The sequence below is a fragment of the Synechococcus elongatus PCC 6301 genome (genome assembly GCF_000010065.1).
Lineage (GTDB): Bacteria > Cyanobacteriota > Cyanobacteriia > Synechococcales > Synechococcaceae > Synechococcus > Synechococcus elongatus.
The window spans coordinates 1,895,860-1,914,108 of record NC_006576.1; the positions used below are offsets into that span (position 1 = coordinate 1,895,860).

The 18,249-nt window shown below is 56.7% G+C and carries 18 protein-coding genes and 1 pseudogene; 9 read left to right on the forward strand and 10 right to left on the reverse strand.

Annotated elements, in window-relative coordinates:
* Nucleotides 1-62: 62 nt before the first annotated feature.
* On the reverse strand, nucleotides 63-764 hold the full coding sequence (gene lipB, locus SYC_RS09310; RefSeq protein ID WP_011244060.1) for a lipoyl(octanoyl) transferase LipB: 702 nt from the start codon (nucleotides 762-764) through the stop codon (nucleotides 63-65).
* Nucleotides 765-969: 205 nt separating this feature from the next.
* Between lipB and hpf the strand changes: the two genes are divergently transcribed.
* Nucleotides 970-1,593, forward strand: coding sequence for a ribosome hibernation-promoting factor, HPF/YfiA family (gene hpf / locus SYC_RS09315; protein ID WP_011244061.1), 624 nt, complete (start codon nucleotides 970-972; stop codon nucleotides 1,591-1,593).
* 56 nt (nucleotides 1,594-1,649) lie between these two features.
* Here hpf and larC read toward each other — a convergent pair whose 3' ends face one another.
* Nucleotides 1,650-2,858 carry a nickel pincer cofactor biosynthesis protein LarC gene (gene larC / locus SYC_RS09320; protein ID WP_011378420.1) on the reverse strand — a complete coding sequence of 403 codons (1,209 nt, stop codon included), beginning with the start codon at nucleotides 2,856-2,858 and terminating at the stop codon, nucleotides 1,650-1,652.
* A 15-nt stretch (nucleotides 2,859-2,873) separates the two neighbouring features.
* Here larC and SYC_RS09325 point away from each other — a divergent pair, with 15 nt between their 5' ends.
* Nucleotides 2,874-3,575, forward strand: a complete 702-nt coding sequence (locus SYC_RS09325) for an L-threonylcarbamoyladenylate synthase (protein ID WP_011244063.1) — start codon at nucleotides 2,874-2,876, stop codon at nucleotides 3,573-3,575.
* Nucleotides 3,576-3,587: 12 nt separating this feature from the next.
* Here SYC_RS09325 and SYC_RS09330 read toward each other — a convergent pair whose 3' ends face one another.
* Both SYC_RS09330 and queA read right to left on the reverse strand, forming a co-directional pair.
* Nucleotides 3,588-4,781, reverse strand: coding sequence for a type IV pilus twitching motility protein PilT (locus tag SYC_RS09330; RefSeq protein ID WP_011244064.1), 1,194 nt, complete (start codon nucleotides 4,779-4,781; stop codon nucleotides 3,588-3,590).
* A gap of 74 nt (nucleotides 4,782-4,855) precedes the next feature.
* A complete protein-coding gene (gene queA / locus SYC_RS09335; protein WP_011244065.1) occupies nucleotides 4,856-5,935 on the reverse strand; it encodes a tRNA preQ1(34) S-adenosylmethionine ribosyltransferase-isomerase QueA in 1,080 nt (359 codons plus the stop codon).
* Between queA and SYC_RS09340 the strand changes: the two genes are divergently transcribed.
* Complete coding sequence (locus SYC_RS09340; RefSeq protein WP_011244066.1) at nucleotides 5,906-7,030, forward strand: hypothetical protein; 1,125 nt, start codon at nucleotides 5,906-5,908, stop codon at nucleotides 7,028-7,030. The two genes, queA and SYC_RS09340, sit on opposite strands and share 30 nt — an antisense overlap.
* On the opposite strand, the gene SYC_RS09345 is transcribed toward SYC_RS09340, so the two are convergent.
* Nucleotides 7,027-7,827 carry a TIGR01548 family HAD-type hydrolase gene (locus SYC_RS09345; RefSeq protein WP_011244067.1) on the reverse strand — a complete coding sequence of 267 codons (801 nt, stop codon included), beginning with the start codon at nucleotides 7,825-7,827 and terminating at the stop codon, nucleotides 7,027-7,029. The two genes, SYC_RS09340 and SYC_RS09345, sit on opposite strands and share 4 nt — an antisense overlap.
* A 414-nt stretch (nucleotides 7,828-8,241) precedes the next feature.
* Here SYC_RS09345 and SYC_RS09350 point away from each other — a divergent pair, with 414 nt between their 5' ends.
* A complete protein-coding gene (locus SYC_RS09350) occupies nucleotides 8,242-8,580 on the forward strand; it encodes a 30S ribosomal protein PSRP-3 (RefSeq protein ID WP_011244068.1) in 339 nt (112 codons plus the stop codon).
* 46 nt (nucleotides 8,581-8,626) lie between these two features.
* Here SYC_RS09350 and SYC_RS09355 read toward each other — a convergent pair whose 3' ends face one another.
* On the reverse strand, nucleotides 8,627-9,670 hold the full coding sequence (locus SYC_RS09355; protein WP_011244069.1) for a HEAT repeat domain-containing protein: 1,044 nt from the start codon (nucleotides 9,668-9,670) through the stop codon (nucleotides 8,627-8,629).
* Nucleotides 9,671-10,029: 359 nt separating this feature from the next.
* Between SYC_RS09355 and SYC_RS09360 the strand changes: the two genes are divergently transcribed.
* Nucleotides 10,030-10,146, forward strand: a complete 117-nt coding sequence (locus tag SYC_RS09360; RefSeq protein ID WP_011244070.1) for a photosystem I reaction center subunit VIII — start codon at nucleotides 10,030-10,032, stop codon at nucleotides 10,144-10,146.
* 45 nt (nucleotides 10,147-10,191) lie between these two features.
* A pseudogene (locus SYC_RS09365) lies at nucleotides 10,192-10,691 on the forward strand (photosystem I reaction center protein subunit XI).
* 343 nt (nucleotides 10,692-11,034) lie between these two features.
* Here SYC_RS09365 and SYC_RS09370 read toward each other — a convergent pair.
* Genes SYC_RS09370 through SYC_RS09385 form a run of 4 tightly spaced genes read right to left on the reverse strand, consistent with a single transcriptional unit; the run spans nucleotide 11,035 to nucleotide 15,319 of the window.
* Entirely contained in the window at nucleotides 11,035-11,916 is an 882-nt protein-coding gene (locus tag SYC_RS09370) for a CbiQ family ECF transporter T component (protein ID WP_011244072.1), read from the reverse strand.
* 9 nt (nucleotides 11,917-11,925) lie between these two features.
* Nucleotides 11,926-13,287 carry a ribosome biogenesis GTPase Der gene (der, locus tag SYC_RS09375; protein WP_011244073.1) on the reverse strand — a complete coding sequence of 454 codons (1,362 nt, stop codon included), beginning with the start codon at nucleotides 13,285-13,287 and terminating at the stop codon, nucleotides 11,926-11,928.
* 33 nt (nucleotides 13,288-13,320) lie between these two features.
* On the reverse strand, nucleotides 13,321-14,355 hold the full coding sequence (locus SYC_RS09380; protein ID WP_041677015.1) for a bifunctional heptose 7-phosphate kinase/heptose 1-phosphate adenyltransferase: 1,035 nt from the start codon (nucleotides 14,353-14,355) through the stop codon (nucleotides 13,321-13,323).
* A 46-nt stretch (nucleotides 14,356-14,401) separates the two neighbouring features.
* Nucleotides 14,402-15,319: a hypothetical protein gene (locus SYC_RS09385; protein WP_011244075.1), complete on the reverse strand. Its 918-nt coding sequence runs from the start codon at nucleotides 15,317-15,319 to the stop codon at nucleotides 14,402-14,404.
* Nucleotides 15,320-15,617: 298 nt separating this feature from the next.
* Here SYC_RS09385 and SYC_RS09390 point away from each other — a divergent pair, with 298 nt between their 5' ends.
* The 3 genes from SYC_RS09390 (at nucleotide 15,618) to fbp (ending at nucleotide 18,247) form a co-directional block, all read left to right on the forward strand.
* Nucleotides 15,618-16,571, forward strand: coding sequence for an N-acetylmuramoyl-L-alanine amidase (locus SYC_RS09390; RefSeq protein WP_011378411.1), 954 nt, complete (start codon nucleotides 15,618-15,620; stop codon nucleotides 16,569-16,571).
* Nucleotides 16,572-16,778: 207 nt separating this feature from the next.
* Nucleotides 16,779-16,952, forward strand: coding sequence for a hypothetical protein (locus SYC_RS13845; RefSeq protein WP_011378410.1), 174 nt, complete (start codon nucleotides 16,779-16,781; stop codon nucleotides 16,950-16,952).
* Between the two features lie 260 nt (nucleotides 16,953-17,212).
* Nucleotides 17,213-18,247, forward strand: coding sequence for a class 1 fructose-bisphosphatase (fbp, locus tag SYC_RS09395; RefSeq protein WP_011378409.1), 1,035 nt, complete (start codon nucleotides 17,213-17,215; stop codon nucleotides 18,245-18,247).
* Nucleotides 18,248-18,249: the final 2 nt, after the last annotated feature.

Genomic DNA, 18,249 nt, shown 5'->3' on the forward strand with positions numbered 1-18,249 from the left:
CGCTAACGAACTGCTGATACTGGAATCTTTCAGGTCAACAGTTTTTGTTGGATAGGTGTTTTTTAGGGATCACCTGCGATCGCAGTCAGATTTTCTTCAGCTTGGAGTTGTTCTAAGGAGCAGGGCTGAAGATCTAGTTCAAAGGTCTGGGCAAAAGCGCCTGCTACCTGCGATCGCACGACCTCTAGGCGCACGTCTGGACAAAACTCAACCAGACTGCCGACAGCGCGATCACTGATGCCACAGGGCACGATCGCTTCAAAGCCAGCTAGATCAGGGCAGACATTGAGGGCAAAGCCATGCAGGCTGATCCAACGACTGACTTGAATCCCGATCGCGGCTAGCTTTTTCCCCTCAACCCACACGCCAGTCAGTCCTTCAATCCGTTCGCCAGTCAGGCCATAGTTGGCCAGAACCAAGATCAGGACTGCTTCGAGCTGGCGTAGATACCAATGCAGATCGCAGCGATGGTGGCGCAAGTTCAGGATTGGATATCCAACCAGCTGCCCTGGCGCATGGTGGGTGACTTCACCCCCGCGTTCAATGCGATAGACCGGCGCTGGGGGATGCTGCGGATCAAACTTGAGATGGGCTAAGCTCGAACCCCGCCCCAAGGTGTAAACAGCCGGATGCTCGAGCAGTAGCAACACATCGGGGCGATCGGGGTTATTGCGGCGATTGTCCTGAAGTTGGCGTTGCCAAGCCCAAACTTGGGCGTAGTCTAAACAGCCGGCTTGCACCAGCCAAGCAGCACGAGCGGACACGAGCGGAAGGTCTGAGGCGGAGTTTGAGCAAGCAATTGTTTTGTTCGCCTTTCCTAGTCTAATCAATGATTTTGATACTGAGAAGAGGCGATCGCTCTTGCCTGCATCAATAATTGTCAACAGACACAAAGGTTCTTAACGCACTCTTTCCTATCAGTTACAGAGTGATAGGGTGGGGGTAGAAAACTTGTCTGGGAGGCGATTTATGAAGCTAGTCGTCCAGGGAACCAACATCGATGTCACTGCTGCAATTCATGATTATGTGCAGCAAAAGCTGGACAAAGCTGTTAGCCACTACCAGAGCTTCTTGACTGAGATTGATGTTCATTTATCTGTTGCTAAACATGCTAAATCGAATCCGCGTCAAACGGCTGAGGTCACCATTTATGCGAATGGCACGGTCATTCGAGCGGAAGAGTGCAATGAAAATCTTTACGCCAGTATCGATTTAGTTTCAGATAAAATTACTCGCCAACTGAAGAAATATAAGGAGGAACTCCGCGATCGCAAAGGTCAGCTCTCAACTGCAGAAACTGCTGATCAGCTCTCGGATGGTGCCCTCGTCACCGATTTGCTCAACGGCCGGCAGCCCGAACTTCCTCAGGACATTGTGCGAACGAAATACTTCGCTATGCCAGCCATGACCGTCGAAGATGCCTTGGCACAGCTACAACTAGTTGATCACGACTTCTATATGTTCCGCAATGCGGCGACGGGAGAAATCAACGTGATCTATGAGCGTAATCACGGCGGTTACGGTGTGATTCAACCTCGACCCGAAGGCAACTCAGAGAAGGCGGTAGTCGTGCGAAGTGAGGCAGTGCTCTAGTCTCAACTTGATCAACCCTTTTCTCACTCTCCGACAATCTGCGCCTGACAGTTCTGTCAGGCGTTTTCTTGTTGCCATTGTTGCTGAGCAACCGTCTGAATGTGGTGCAGTGCGATCTGTTGTGCTTGGGCGATCGCTCGACAATCTTCATACTCAGGCTGAACGGTGAGGGGCGATTGCGGATCACCAGCGACCTTCACCCGCACCTCTCCCCACGGTGTTTGCACGCGATCGCGGCGACGCGGCAAGACCCGACGCTGTTCTCTACGGAACCGCAGGCCAATGGTGGTGGTCTCTCGGAAGAGGATGGTTTCGCAGGCTGCCTGCTGATCGGGCTGACAAATGATCGTCAGCAGCGTCCCAAGCCGTCCCTTCTTCATTGTGATCGCCTGGCTAAAAACCTCCAGTGCTCCCTGAGCGAGCAACTGCTCACTGACGTAAGCCAACACCTGTGGGCTGCAATCATCAATTTGGGTTTCGATCACTTGAACCGTTTCTAGACTGCCTTCTGGACTTTGGGGCGTCATGACCAGATCGCTAGCGGTCCCAATCCAAAGCTTGAGCAAGTTAGGGATCGGCAGATCGTGGCTACCCGCCCCCCAGCCTGTCTTTTGGAGCTGGAGAGAGGGGGGTGGCCCAAAGGATTTTGCCAAGGTGACCGCGATCGCGGCCCCTGTCGGCGTGACTAACTCGCGCTCAATGCCATTGCTATAAACCGGCACCTGGCGTAGCTGCCAGAGCCTCAGCACGGCCGGAACAGGCACAGAAAGCTGTCCGTGGGCTGCTTTGACGGTGCCACCCCCCGTGGGCAGTGCCGAACAATAGACGGCTTCAATGCCCAGGTAATCCAACCCCAAGCAGGTCCCGACAATATCAACAATGGCGTCGGTGGCACCCACTTCGTGGAAGTGCACTTGCTCAGGCGTGACGCCATGAACTGCTGCTTCTGCGATCGCCAACTGTTGAAAAACCGCAATACTCCAGTCGCGGACGCGATCGGGCAAACCAGCAGCTTCAATCAGAGCGACAATATGAGAAAGATGGCGATGGGCATGTGGAGCTGCCTCGATCTGAACCTCGACGTAGGTTGCGGCCATCCCCTGCCGTAGCACTGGCGTTGCCACAAGCTGGTAGGGTTCGCTCAACGACAGTCGCTGCAACTGCTGCTCGAGGTAGCTGAGGGGAACGCCTGCATCCACAAGGGCACCCAAACACATGTTGCCAGCAATGCCAGTTGGGCAGTCAAAGTAAGCGATTTGAGTCATACGAGGGAAGGGACCATGGCGAAGCACTACCGCATTCATCCAGACAGCCCACAACCTCAGCAGATCGCCGCAATCGCTGAAGCCCTGCGTCAGGGGGCTGTCATTCTGTATCCAACCGATTCAGTCTACGCGATTGGTTGTGATGTCAAAGACCGTGCAGCGGTGCAACGGGTGCGCCGGATCAAGGAAATTGACAATGACAAGCCGCTGACCTTTATCTGTCCGTCTCTCTCCGTAGCCGCCCAATACGGCTGCATTAGCGATCGCGCTTTTCGCTTGATGCGCGAACTGGTGCCAGGGCCCTACACCTTTTTGCTGCCCGCGACGCCCGAGGTGCCGCGCGTGGTCATGAATCCCAAACGGCGGACCGCCGGTATTCGCATTCCCAACAACCCCATCTGCCAAGCCCTCTTGCAGGCGCTGGAAGGCCCAATCATCTCGACCTCGGCACATCTACAGCCCAGCGATCGCAAAGCTCCCTTAGCTTACGAACAAGGCCCCCATTGCCCGATCGCCCCCGCTGAACTGTTTGGGGAGGTCGATCGCCTCGTCGACATCACCATCGAGGTCGAACGCCAGGAGATGCGGATTCTCGGTGCCGATCCTGATTACCAAGTGTCAACTGTTCTCGACTTGACCGATGACTGGCCCTTGGTCCTGCGCCGAGGCTTGGGCTGGGAAGCCCTTGAACCGCTGGGTTTGCTGGTCGAAGCTTAGGCCCCAGCCAGCCTAAACCCGACCTCGCAGCATCTGAGACATTTCATTGGGCTTGCCAGATTGCGCCAGTGCAGTCTCCTCACTAATTTTGCCTTCGTTAAAGAGACGGAATAGGGACTGATTGCTGGTGCACATGCCGTCAAAGGTACATTTAGGAATTAGTTGCTCAACTTCCTCAAGTTCGCCGCGAATAATGTAGTCCTTGATCGCGTCAGTGTTAATCAAAATTTCGTGATAGGCAGTCCGCTTGCCGTGAATCGTGCGGCAGAGACCTTGCGCAATCACAGACACGAGCGACTCGGCCAAGGCAACTCGAACAGGCGGTTGTTCAGCGGGTTCAAACATATTGAGTACCCGCTCAATTGTTTTGACAGCGCTGTTAGTGTGCAGAGTAGCCATCACGAGGTGGCCGGTTTGTGCAGCTTTGAGAGCGGTATTGATCGTTTCGCGATCGCGCAGCTCACCCACCAAGATAATGTCAGGATCCTCACGCAAAGAGGCCCGTAGTGCTGCTTCAAATTGACGGGTATGAACGCCGACTTCCCGCTGCTTAATGAGCGATCGCTGACTTTGGTGAACAAATTCAATCGGGTCTTCGATGGTGATGATATTCTTCGCCATTTCCTGATTGATGAAATCAATCATGGCGGCCAGCGTGGTCGACTTGCCTGACCCTGTGGGGCCGGTGACCAGTACCAGTCCTTTGGGGTAGTAGCAGATGTCGCGGAAAACCGGCGGTAGGCTCAGCTCATCGAGGCTGAGAATGCGCAGCGGAATTAACCGCATCACCATCGAGGGACCTCGCAGCGACCCAAAGATGTTGATCCGTACCCGCGCAAAGTCGTACTGAGTTGCGCCGTCGAAGTCCAATCCCTGCTCAAATTCACGCACTTGCGCTTCGGTCAAAACCTCGCGCAGCCAGGCGTTAAAGGTAGCTGTGTCGGTGACTGGATAGGTTGTTTGCACAATTTCACCGCGATCGCGAAAACGCGGCACTTCCCCCACGCCAAGGTGGACATCCGAGTAATCGTGCTCGTAGGCCTGCCGCACAATTTCGGCAAGGGTTGGCTGATTGGCCGATCGTTGGGGCACGGCTGCTGGGGTTGCCGGGGAAGCGCTGACCTGGGTGACGGGCATCGCAGACAGTCCACCTGCACCAAAGGGAGGGGGAGGCGGTGGGAGTGGCAGGCGCGAGGTATCAGTCATGCAGAAGAACCCGAAAGCCGGATAAAAGCAATCTATATCCAGCTTGCCCCAGTTAAATGCGACAGCTGACAGCTTCAGGGCAGCTTAGCGTCGGGCAGAATCAGCATGGCATCGCCAAAAGAATAGAAGCGATACTGTTCAGCGATCGCCGTTGCGTAGGCTGACAAGAGACGATCACGCCCGATCAAGGCACTAACCAACATCATCAGGCTCGAACGTGGCAGGTGGAAGTTCGTGATCAAGCCGTCGATGATCTGCCAGCGATAGCCCGGATAAATGAACAAGTTGACGCGATCGCTCCCTGGTTTGAGTTCACCCGAAGCAGCGGCTCCTTCAATCGCTCGCACGCTGGTGGTACCAACTGCGATCACCCGGCCACCGGCCGCTTTGGTCGCCTGAATTTTCTCAACCGTAGCGGCTGGAACCATCATCCGCTCGCTATGCATCTCGTGCTGACGAATGTCCTCCACATCGACTGAGCGAAAGGTCCCAATACCGACGTGCAGGGTCACGGGAGCCGTGGCGATCCCCATGTCTGCCAAGGTTGTCAGCAACTCAGGCGTAAAGTGGAGGCCTGCAGTCGGTGCGGCTACTGCTCCGAGTTCGCGACTGTAGACCGTTTGATAGCGTTCAGGATCGCTGGCGGTGGTGTGGATATAGGGCGGTAGTGGCATTTCCCCGAGGGTTGCCAGCTGAGACCAAAATGCTTCGGCTTCGCCCCGAAAACGTAACCAACGCCCGCCCGTGGCCGGATCGCTCGCTTCCACGTCAGCAACCAGGAGAGGATCCTCAGGATTCGGCCCAAAGGCGATCGCTGATCCGGGTTTGAGACGTTTGCCCGGCTTGACGAGGGTGAGCCAATAGCCGGGTCCGTGTTCCTCGACTAGCAGCACTTCAACGGGCACGCCGGTCTCGATTTTTTGGCCGTAGAGTCGAGCAGGGATAACCCGCGTGTCATTGACGATCAACAAGTCTCCCGGGCGCAGAAGTTGCGGCAGATCGTAAAAATGCCGATGCCATAGTTGCTCGCGATCGGGAAAGACCGATAGGCGGGCATGGTCCCGAGGCTCCACGGCACTCTGGGCAATCCGGTCCGGTGGTAGCTCGTAGTCGTAGGCATCTAGATGCCAATCGGAGGGAGAAGGCTCGTTCACAGACAGCAGCTCGAAGGGGTGACGTTAAGACAGCGAATCCAAGCAATGAGCGATTGCAATCGCGATCCCGTGTCTCAGATAACAGATCTGAGTGGTGCGCTCGTTACAATCGTGCCATCGCTGCTGGCCTGCGTTGGTATGGTGTTTGCTTCTAACTTGACCGATGTGACCGCCGAGGCCCTGCTCTACGACTACCGTGAAGCGGCCAATCCCCTGGGGCAGCGCCTGATTGCGCGGGTTCCCTATCAAGACTGGGGTGCAGAGCTGCACCAAACTCCAGAGACGGCAATCATTCCGCTCGACCTTAGCGAAGCCTTGGGTTGCGAAGGGCCAGCAACCTCGCCCTCCCTGCTGGCGAACTTCGTCCATATCTTGCCGAATCAGGCGATTGAAACCACCGCGATCGCCACCAGCCAGATCTTTTATGTGTTGCGCGGACAAGGCGTGACCCGCGTTGCCGATCAGGAAATTGCTTGGACGGAAGGCTGCTGCTTAGCGTTGCCCGCCGATGCGATCGCCACCCACTACGCCCAGACAGACAGTGCCTTTTACTGGGTGCATGATGCGCCGCTCCTGCGCTACCTCGGTGTCAAGCCCGATCGCGCCCGCTTCCAACCCACCCTCTACCGCCGTCAAGATCTTGAGGCAACTCTGGCGGCGATCGCAGCCGATCCCCAATCCAGAAAGGCGAATCGCCTCAGTGTGTTGCTGGCCAACCAAAACTTTCCCCAGACGCGAACGATCACCCACACAATTTGGGCAATGTTTGGGTTGCTGCCACCCGATGTGGTGCAAGCCCCCCACCGCCATCAATCCGTGGCGCTGGACTTGATTCTGGATTGTCAGCCCGGTTGCTACACCCTGGTGGGAACCCAGCTAGATGAGCGTGGGCAAATTCGCAATCCGGTGCGGGTCGATTGGCGACCTTACTCCGTGTTTGTGACTCCGCCGGGCTACTGGCATGCCCACTACAACGAGTCAGGGCAGGAGGCTCATCTGCTGCCGATTCAAGATGCGGGCCTGCACACCTATCTGCGGACCCTTGACATTTTGTTTGCCCGTCACAACGGCCAGATCTCGGACGAGGCGGCTTAGGCTAGCAGTGCTTGAATGTGATCGCTGGTCAGGGCTTCCACACCCTCGATAACGCAGTCTGCGCCCGCTTCTGTCAGCTGTTGGGCATAGCGATCGCGATCGCTGGCAGTCTCTAGATGCGGGGGCAAAACACCGACGGCATACCAAGGGCGATCGCTTGCTTCGTAGCGGGCACGCCGCACCGTCAAAATATCAGCGACCGTGTCGCCGGCGTAGATGGCAGGCAGGTGGGGATTGGTTGCGAGCTGCTGGGCGGCTGTGATCAAGCCGGTCGGGTTGGGTTTATCCGGTGCATCGCCCATGGCAATCAGCACGGTGGGTGTAATGCCCAGGCGTTGTTCCAGTACAAAGCGGGCGGAAGCGGGGGTTGCTCCACTGAAAAAGCCCCAAGCAATTCCAGCGCGACTCAAGGACTGCAGATAATCAGCAGACATCAGCAAGGGTTCATCGCAGATGTAGCCATCCCATGCGGCTGGCCTATCTGGCTGCTTGCCTCGGTAGCGCACTTGAAAAAAGGCGACGATCGTCTCGTAGTCCAAGGCGAGGGTGTTGCGATCGCGTCCCTGACTTTCGTAGTAGCGATAGATCAATTCCTCGGAGGCTTTCCAGTCGTTGTTCCAACTGCCTTCGCCCTTGAGGCGATCGATATCCGCTGGAGTAGGGCGGTACCCTCCATCCGTGAAATGCTCGACCGTGTCGGCCAACGCCCGCCGATAGGAACGGCTGACATCGCGCACGACGCCGTCAATATCAAACACCGCGATCGCCCAAGGCTGTGTCACAGTACTGCTCTCCATCCGTTTCTCTATGGTGCGCGATCGCGTGGTGGACTCTTGTCACTGACCTGGACAGCCGCGCTCTTTTTGATAGGATAAAAGACGGCCCATTGGCTCTTAGGTGTCAAAGTGAGCCGATCTGGGGAATGCCCAGTCACCTTGTGAGTTCAGTCTCGGGTTTATTGCCGGTCAGCACGTCTGCTCAGCAATACCCCATCGCTGCCAACGGTGAACAACAAGGATTCCCGATCCTTGCCTGGCGATCCATTCCCTGGCCCATGGGCAACGGGTAGTTGTCAATCCCTGCTGTCGCCTCGCTTCAGGCAGAACTGAGTTCACTCCGTTGCTGCTGAACTGGCTCTAGTAGGACCCGACTCGGAAAACTCTGAGTCAATGCTGCACCCTGATCAGGATTGATCCGGTGCAAGCTCTAAGGTGATAGGTACGTCAGCCAAGCATGGCTGGGAGGTCGGATTGTCCAGGTTTACGATCAAAATTCTTTGGCTGAACGAAAACGTTGCGATCGCAGTTGATCAAGTCGTTGGTAAAGCAACCAGCCCGTTGACGGCCTACTATTTTTGGCCGCGCCATGATGCTTGGGAACAGCTGAAAACCGAGCTCGAAAGCAAGAGCTGGATCACGGAAGCAGAACGGGTTGAACTGCTCAACCAAGCAACCGAAGTGATCAACTACTGGCAAGAAGAAGGGAAAGGCAAGCCGTTGGCTCAAGCTCAGGCACGCTTCCCAGAACTCGTCTTCACCGGCAGCAATTAGTCAGCGCGCTCGCTGTAATGAATTGAAAGGGTCCTGGATCGCTGATTCAGGACCCTTTTTGCTGGAAGCGATCGCAGAGAAGATGATCTAGCCGCTGGATCTCTGGCTTGAGAAATCCAGCGGTGGTTGCCATAGCCTCTAGCGGGCAGACCGTTGCGATCGCACGTTTCTTTTTCGTGGCTTTTGCTTTGCGCAGGGCACCACGGAAAGGCGTGAGTCCGGCATTAGCCGCTTTGACCACAGCCGGATCGGTATCCCGGAGAGCTTGGCGCAGCAGGGGCAGAACCTTGGGCGATCGCCAGTCACTCAGGGATTCAACAACCGCGAGACGAACGGCTGCACTGGGATCCCGCCCCAATTCAGTTAGGACCCGCAGAATGGGTGCAGTCTGTTGAGGCGAACTGCTGCTGGCGATCGTTCCGAGCGCAAGAGCCGTATTAGCGCGGGTTTGTTCATCGCGATCGCGGGCTTGTTGGAGGATGTCCTCCAGAGCGACGCCAGTCGTGCTGGGTAAGATGGTGCTTCCCAAGTCCAGGGGAAGTGCAACGGCGGCAGGGGGCTCCGCAATCGCGGCGGTTCCGGGGGGCTCAATCTCAGCCGACTGGTGCTGGACTGGCACTTCCGGCTGCAGTGCTTGTGTCAAGCGTTGCTCAAGATTGTGGGTGCATTGCTGCAGGGCAAGAATTTGCTCGCGCTGTTGGCTGATCTGCGTCTCAAGGCTGTGAGCGGTGGCGCTATGGCGGGCGAGTTCCGCTTGGCGATCGCTCTCCACTGTGGCCAAGCTAGTCTGCAGGCTGCTGATCTGAGCTTCCAGCTCCCGCTTTTGGGCTTCAAGGCTGCCAAGATTCGAGTGAGCGGTGGCGAGCGTGGCTTGTAGGCTACTGATTTGTGCTTCTAGGGAGCTGACCGCAGCGTGATGACGCCGGCCTTGATCGTTCAGTTCATCAGTGAGTCGCTGATCTTGGCGTTGCAGATCTTGCGTGAGGCGTTGCTTGCTCTGTTCAGCTTGCTGGAGCCGAGGCCAGAGAATTGCCGTAGCTCCGCCAGCACCAACGACTAGCCCAACAACAACACCTGCGATCGCACTCATCAGCGCAGCCTCTTCTCTGACATCTAAGGATCTGACCCAATTATGCGACTTGGTCGATTGCGGACAAAAGACTGTAGTGCTTAGGGGGTCTCCGCTGGTGCTATGGCATGCCCCGGCGATCGCACAAACTGGGTTCTACAAGGCGGTTTGCTGAGCCCAATTCCAGCGACTCAACGAGATGCAAAACAGTCCTGATCCTGTAGACAAGGCATAAATTTTTGCAACAAGATCAGCCCTCAATCGGGGGGATTCAATGAACTTTTATAACGGCAGTCCAAGTGGCTGCGATCGCGTAGCAGCAGCACTTCTACAATACTTGCGGCTCTTTCTGCCTGATTGGTTCTCTACAGGAGATTGCAATGTCTGGTGACTTTGCTGCTGCCTTCTTGCCGACCATTTTTGTGCCGCTCGTGGGTTTGGGTTTACCTGCAGTCCTCATGAGCTTGCTCTTCACTTACATTGAGTCGGAAGCCTAGAGGCTCTGGCTATCACTGCACTATTGTCCTATTCGGAGTTCTGCAATGGCCCAAGACGTGATTGCAAATGGTGGCACGCCTGAGATTGGCGACCTAGCGACGCCGACCAACTCTTCCCCGTTTACCCGCACCTTTATCAACGCGCTGCCGATCTATCGTCGCGGCCTTAGCTCAACCGCCGCGGTCTGGAAATCGGTATGGCTCATGGCTTCTTGCTCTACGGGCCGCTCAGCATTTTGGGCCCTCTGCGCAATACCGAAACGGCAGGTTCTGCTGGCCTGTTGGCAACTGTTGGCTTGGTGGTGATTTTGACGGTGTGCCTGTCGCTCTACGGCAATGCCGGATCGGGCCCTTCAGCGGCTGAAAGCACCGTGACCACTCCGAATCCGCCCCAAGAACTGTTCACCAAAGAGGGCTGGAGCGAGTTCACCAGCGGTTTCATCCTCGGTGGCTTGGGCGGCGCTTTCTTCGCCTTCTACCTGGCTTCGACCCCCTACGTGCAACCTCTGGTCAAAATCGCCGCTGGCGTTTGGTCGGTGCACTAAGTCCGATCTGATTAATTCCACCTCGTTCCTTACAAGATGCAGCGAGTCCTCATTTGGGGGCTCGTTTTTTTGCGTTGCGATCGCAGTCGCTCTGGCTGGATGCTGGTGTGAGTCTTGCCAGAAAAATTGCCATTGACTGAGGATGATGAAGATCCAATGAGATCTCCCAATTTCTGGCAAAGAGAGGCAGGGTAGCCCCTCCATGACGATAGTTTTCAGAAAAATTGATTCCTGCAGCCGCGATCGCAGTGGGTAAAACTCGCCGGTTTTAACCCGGCTCGGAGGCTGCTCAGGTCAGGAAAAAGTCCTAATTATTTTGCTGATGATTGTAGAGGCGATCGCGCTAGAAGCTGCCTTGCCCCCAGAGACAGCGCACCCCGAGAGCTGCCACTCCGATCGTAATGGCCCAGCGATCGCGGCGCTGCAGTTGCAGATCGTGCCAAGGAACACGGTGGCGACTCGGAGTTGTGAATCCGCGCACCTGCATGCTGGCCGCAATTTGCTCCGCCCGTAGCAAGAGATTTTGCAAAACCCGCTCAGCGACCAAAAGCCAGATCTGTAATCCGCGCCGCCACCCCAATTGCTTCCAATCGATTGCGCGAGTCGTGACCGATCGATAGAGACTTTGGATCTCTTCGAGCACCAATGGCAAGAAGCGAAGCCCGAGGGTCAGCGCCAGCGAAATTTCAGTGATGGGGAGACTCCAGCGTCGCAGCGGAGCTAGATAATCCTCGATCGCAGCAGTGATCTCTTCCGGTGTCGTTGTCAGTAGGTAGAGCGTGGTGCCGTAGAGCAGCGTGAAAATCAGGGTGCTGGTGCGGATTGCAAGGCTGAGTGATCGCTGCGTGACCCGTAGATTGCCCCAGCTCCAGAGGTCGAAGCGGTAATCACTCGCTGGCGGTAGCGTCAGACCGGATTCAGGTCGATAGGACTGCTGAGTCAGGAGCTGGCCATCAGGCAGCACGGCTGTCAGGGCAAATAGCAGACCCGCCAGTATCAAGAGCCAGCCCATTTGCTGCCGCCAAACGCGCAGAGGAATACGAGCGCTGAAAGTCAGCAGCAACAGTGCCACTACCAAGCCAATCCGCCAGAGAGGACTCGCCAAAATTGGGCTGAGCAAGAACAGCATCAGCCAACCCAACTTCACTCGGGGATCGAGGCGATGCAGCCAAGTCACCGGCTGCTCGAGATATAACCCCAACGGCAGCGATCGCAGTAAATCCATTGCAGCAGTTTAAACGCGAGTCGCTCGATTGGCGCCGCGCTCTAGTTCCCGCGATTTTTTGCCCCGCCAGAAGAGGCGAATTGGGGTGCCGCTGAAGCCGAGGCTTTCCCGGAACTGGCGCTCAATGTAGCGGCGATAGGATTCGCCAAACAGCTTGGGATCGTTGACAAACAGGGTGAAGCTAGGCGGCTGGGTGGTGACTTGGGTGCCGTAGTAAATTCGACCCTGACGACCTTGACGTGTGGTAGGTGGTGTTCGCCAAGCGATCGCATCACCCAAGACTTCATTGATTACGGAAGTGCCGACGCGGCGACGGTGCTGCTCCACCACGGTGTTGACTTGATCGAGAATCTTCTCAACCCGCTGACCGGTCAGCGCACTGACGAAAATCATTGGGGCCCAGTCGAGGAAGTAGAGGCGATCGCGCAGTTGCCGTTCCACCTCGTAGATGGTGCTGGAGTCTTTTTCGTGGGCATCCCACTTGTTGACGACGATCACGCAAGCACGGCCATCTTCTTCGATCCGACCTGCCAGTTTTTGATCCTGATCGGTGACGCCGTCCAGCACATCGATCACCAGCAGGCAGACATCGGCGCGACGAATCGCTTTAAAGGAGCGGTTGATGCCAAAGAATTCGGGGCCATAATCGACCCCACGTTTGCGGCGAATCCCTGCCGTGTCAACGAGGCGATAGCGCTGATCATTGCGCTCAATCACCGTGTCGATCGCATCGCGAGTGGTGCCCGCGATCGGGCTGACGATCGCCCGCTGTTCGCCCAAAAAGGAGTTGAGCAGACTGGATTTACCGACATTGGGACGACCGACGATCGCGACTCCGATTTCGGTTTCGTCCCCAGCTGCTTCATCCGCCGGGGGCAATAGTTCCAAAACGCGATCGAGCAGTTCGCCCGTGCCGCTGCCGTGGATGCTGGAAATTGGTAGCGGCTCACCAAAGCCTAAGCTCCAAAATTCCGCCGCTTGGGCCGCGCCTTTATCCGGCGATTCGCATTTGTTCACTGCCACCACGATCGGGCGATTTTGATGGCGCAGCCAGTCAGCAATTTCGTTATCCGCCGCTGTTAAACCGGCCTGGCCATCGACGACTAAAACGGCGAGAGCCGCTTCTGCTAGTGCTAACTCAGCTTGTTCGCGGATCAGGGGCAAAAATTCGGTGTCATCATCAAAGACAAGACCGCCGGTATCAACCACCGTAAAATCGCGATCGCACCAAAACGCTTCTTGGTATGTGCGATCGCGGGTGACACCAGGTTCATCGTGGACGATCGCTTCGCGGCTGCCGGCCAAACGATTGACTAACGTAGATTTCCCAACATTCGGTCGGCCAAGAATGGCGACAATCGGCAGCGGCATAACAACTTACTTACATGCAAACCTTCATTCTAGTCATCCCACTCCGGGCTCGGTAAGTTGCAAGAGAGCGGCCTCCATTGCTTCCACAGTGGTCGTTGCAGTGCCAAACACCCGCACCACAAGGCTGGCGGCCAAATTGCCAAGCACTGCTGCCTCCCAGAAATTCGCACCGGATACCAAAGCCAGCGTTAGGGCAGCAACGACTGTATCGCCCGCGCCAGTCACATCAAACACGTCGGTGCGGTTAAAAGCTGGAATGTGGTGCTGTTCGCCGTCCGCTTCAAACAAGCTCATGCCCTCTTCGCCGCGGGTGATCAAGACGGCTTTTGCGCCGGTTTTCTGGAGTAGATCTTGCCCAGCCCGTTGGAGATCCGCCGCATTCGCGATCGCATAACCGACTGCTAACTCTGCTTCCGGCAGGTTGGGCGTAAATAGGGTTGCCCCCCGAAAGCGATCGAGATCCACTTGCGCATCAATGACCAGACGTGGAGCTGCTGCGATCGCACGAATCACAGGATCCGAGAGAACGCCATCGCCATAGTCAGAGCCAACGACTGCATCGACGCGATCAATTTGCTCAGCAATGTAGTGGGCCAGAGCTTGTTGGTGGTGTTGCGATGGTGGCTCATCCGACTTGCGATCGAGCCGCACAATCTGCTGCGTCACGGATTGACGAGCATGGCCTGAAATCCGCGTCTTCGTGACCGTGGGGCGTTCTTCTTCGACCAGAATGCCTTGGGTATTGATCTGGACGGCCTCAAAAATCGATCGCAGGGCACGACCCTGCTCATCATCTCCGACCAGGCCAACCGCCAGTACTTGAGCGCCGAGGCTGGCACAGTTATAGATTGCGTTGGCTCCTCCCCCAGGAATGCGCCGCGTTTCCTCATGCCGCAAAATCGCGACGGGTGCTTCGCGCGATAACCGCTCAACCCGACCGGTCAGAAATTCATCCAGCGTCAGATCGCCGACCACCATCACTTTGGCTTGGCGGAAGCAGTGCAAGAGGCTAATCAAGCGATCGCGCTCCTGCATTAACTGAGACTGAAATGTCGGGTCCAGACGCATCACCGCCTTCCATGCTGGCTACCTATTGTGGCGGAGAACGGTCCCCTCAGCCGGCTGCAGGTGGTGGAACGGAACAACTTGAGGACTCCGGTGGCACAAATTCAAGGTTGACGAGCTTCAGTTCAGTCCGACCCGTTAGAGGATAGGGCTGCTTTTCAAGGGCAGCGATCGCCTGCTGATTGAGGATTGCGTAGCCACTACTGACCAAGGTTTGTGGGGGCTCTAGGGCTTTCCCATTGGCTCCGACTAGGACGGCAAACTGGGCCGGTTTTACTTGCTCAAAGCAGCGATCGCTCTCAGGCAGCGGCAGCTTAATCGCGATCGCCTGGTTGGGGATCTTGAGATCGGGATAGTTCGTTTGCAGCGCTGCGACAAACTCCCCGAGCTTGCCAAAACCCAAGCTGGCGTCTGTACCTTCTGGGTTGAAGGCGTAGAGTTTCTCATCAACTGCCGGCGTATCGGCTGGAGCCGACTGGGGCGTCGATTCCGCTGGTGTTGGAGCAGGGGTATTGCTCACTGGTGGCGCGGGCGGTGGCGTCTCGTCAGCGACGGGCGGGGGCGGCAACTGGGTCGGTGGCTCAGTGGGGGTTGGTAGGTTGAGTTCTGGGAGAACCAGGGGAGAGGGCGGCGGCGGCAGCACCATCGGCGACATCAGGGCTGACAGATCCGGCAGGCCACTAAAAGGGGCGACCGGGCGACTGGGGATCGAAGGACTGGCAGCCGCGCCACGCAGCGATTCTGGTAGCCGCGCAAACTCTGCTACTGTCAGAGCGCGAGTTTGTACCGGCTCGCGCTTGGGCTTCGCAGGAGCAGGGTCAGACAGGTAAGGGAAGAGCGTGAAGAAGACCGCATGGGCGCCCACCGAAAGCAAAATGGCGATCGCAAACGGATTGCGCAGCCAGCGCCATCGATCGGGTGCCGGCAGAGGAGCAGCCTCCAAGGAACGAGACGGCGCAGCAGTCATAGGCCAGTAGAGGAAGCGATCGCAGGGGAGACAGTGGGCCAATCCTATCCCGAGGATGCAGAAGGCTGTCGGTCTGCGAGATCACGATAGGACAGTTCTGGGAGTGGATTGAGCGATCGCTAAAAGTCTGACGGCGATCGCCAGGTACGGAGGAATGTTGGTCTCAGAACTCGGCAAATCCCAGCAGAACAGCGATAATCAACCCGATCTCGGGTTCTGTTGCCCGTGCGATCGCTGGGCGTTGGGGCAGAATCCCTAGGCCAGTCACGCTTCTTTTTTAGGATTAGCCGTAGTGGTTATGCCGGGTTTGCTCGATCTTCCGCGACTATTGGCTGAGCGATGGCGAGGGCTTGGGCGGGGCTTGATCGCCTGCTGCCTGCTGTTGGCCTTGTCGGCTTGCTCAGCCATGCCCAGTGCTGATGCCAGCGAAGCAGAACTAGCGGCCATTTTGGCTCAACTGCCCGATTCATCAGTACCTACGGGACCCAACCCGTTTAAAACCCCGTCGGTGCCCCGTAACATCCTGCCGTCCCGTCCTGCCAATGCTGACTCGCTCGGCCCCGTCTGTCAGGCGATGCAACCGGCGATCGGACGCGAGGCTTACAGCATGGCCAATTTCAAGCCCGATGTACGCTCGGCTTGGGCTCATCCCACCAACTTCGGCGATCGTGCCGCGGTCGATCGCAATGGCCAGCCCGTCGATAACCGGATCAGTTTGATCGTCTTGCATGAAACCGTGGCTTCCGCTGACTCTGCCATTAACTTCTTCCAGACCCCCCATCCTCGCGATGAGGATCAGGCTAGCTATCATGCGCTGATTCGCCGCAATGGAACGATTGTTTACACGGTGCCTCCAGAGAAGCGAGCCTTTGGTGCCGGCTCTTCCAGTTTTCGGGGCGAAGCTGTGCGATTTAATCCCAAACTGCCGGGCTCGGTCAACAATTTCTCGCTCCATGTCAGCCTTGAATCGCCAGCCGATGGCCGTGATAATCGCCGGCGACACAGTGGTTACACGGCTCGACAGTACGACTCGTTGGCCCTGCTTGCCCAGCAGTGGATGACAACTTATACAATCCCCGGCGATCGCATTACCACCCATGCAGCTGTGGATAGAAGTGGGTCACGCATGGACCCGCGTAGTTTCCAATGGGCGCGTTTGGCTCAGCGGTTGCAGCTATTAAATGAGGGCACGATTCCAGGCTGTGGGGACTCCGCTGTCAGCGCCGCTCAATTGCCTGCCAGCCCCAATTGAGAGGGGCGATCGCCGAGGGCCAGAGCGTCAACGTCAGCCTGCGAAAAGATTGGCCCAGCCTTTGTTTTGCTGAATGTTCCCGCCATTCGTTAAATCAGTTGGTGAGATTTGAGATCCCTGACAGAGCGATCGCTAATCTCTGAACTAAATGCTCATGCTTGCTTAGCTTTCCCCCAAGCCTTCACCTCACTTGTACAGGAGGGGTATATGACCTCCGTTCGTGTTCGCATTCATCATCAAAAAGGTCAACAGCCAAGCTACCTTGGCCATATTTTTCAAGGCGATCGCCTGCTGGCGGTTGTCAGTGGACGGACTGAATTAGAAACCTCGCGTCAAGCAGAAGTCTGGCTGAACCAGCAGCTCTCCCCAGCCCTGATGTAGTCATCCCGATTGGGGCTCTGTGCGATCGCATCCTTTGGCTGTGCCTGCGAGCCGTTTCAAAGCAGTCTGGGCCTGGGGTGCGATCGCATTCTGTCGAGCCTAGGACGATCGGATTTCTCTGGCTGAGCTAGTCCTCAAACCCCAAAGCTCCGCAGCATTATCGATCACGGCCCTTGAGTTTATCTGAAGAAGGCTGTCGATTCTCGGGGATCTTTCTACGCTGAAGGGGAAATTCGCGCAGCCTTCGCGGGGATGTCTTCATGGCTCAATCCACCACTTCCGAGACCCACACCAGAGATCTCGATCGGGATTGCACCACCCTGTCGCGCCATGTTCTCGAACAGTTGCAAAGCTTTAGCCCCGAAGCTCAAGACCTTGCGGCGTTGATGCAGCGCATTGGCCTTGCCGCTAAGCTAATCGCCCGTCGCCTCAGCCACGCGGGGCTGGTGGATGATGCCCTCGGTTTCACGGGGGAAATCAACGTCCAGGGCGAAGCCGTCAAACGGATGGACGTCTACGCTAACCAAGTTTTCATCTCAGTTTTTCGGCAGAGTGGCTTGGTCTGTCGGCTGGCTTCCGAGGAAATGGAGAAGCCCTACTACATTCCTGAAAATTGCCCGATCGGTCGCTATACGCTGCTCTACGACCCTTTAGATGGCTCGGCCAACGTCGATGTCGATCTCAACGTCGGTTCCATTTTTGCGGTGCGGCGTCAAGAGTTCTACGACGAGTCCCATGAAGCCAAGGATCTTCTGCAGCCAGGCGATCGCCAAATTGCTGCGGGCTATGTCCTCTATGGGGCCAGCACCTTGCTGGTCTACAGCATGGGTCAGGGCGTCCATGTTTTTGTACTGGACCCCAGCTTAGGTGAGTTTGTCCTCGCGCAGTCCGACATCCAGCTCCCGAACTCGGGTCAGATCTACAGCGTCAATGAAGGGAACTTTTGGCAGTGGCCCGAGGGCTATCGCCAGTACATCCGGGAAATGCATCGCCGCGAAGGCTACAGCGGCCGCTATAGCGGAGCGTTGGTAGCTGACTTCCATCGCATTTTGATGCAGGGTGGTGTGTTTCTCTATCCCGAAACCGTCAAGAATCCCACTGGCAAGCTGCGACTGCTCTACGAAGCAGCACCGATGGCCTTTCTGGCTGAACAAGCAGGCGGCAAGGCCAGTGACGGCCAGAAGCCTATCCTCTTGCGCCAACCCCAAGCCCTGCACGAGCGGTGCCCGCTAATTATCGGTAGCGCCGCAGATGTGGACTTTGTCGAAGCCTGCTTGGCTGAGTCGGTGCCCTAACC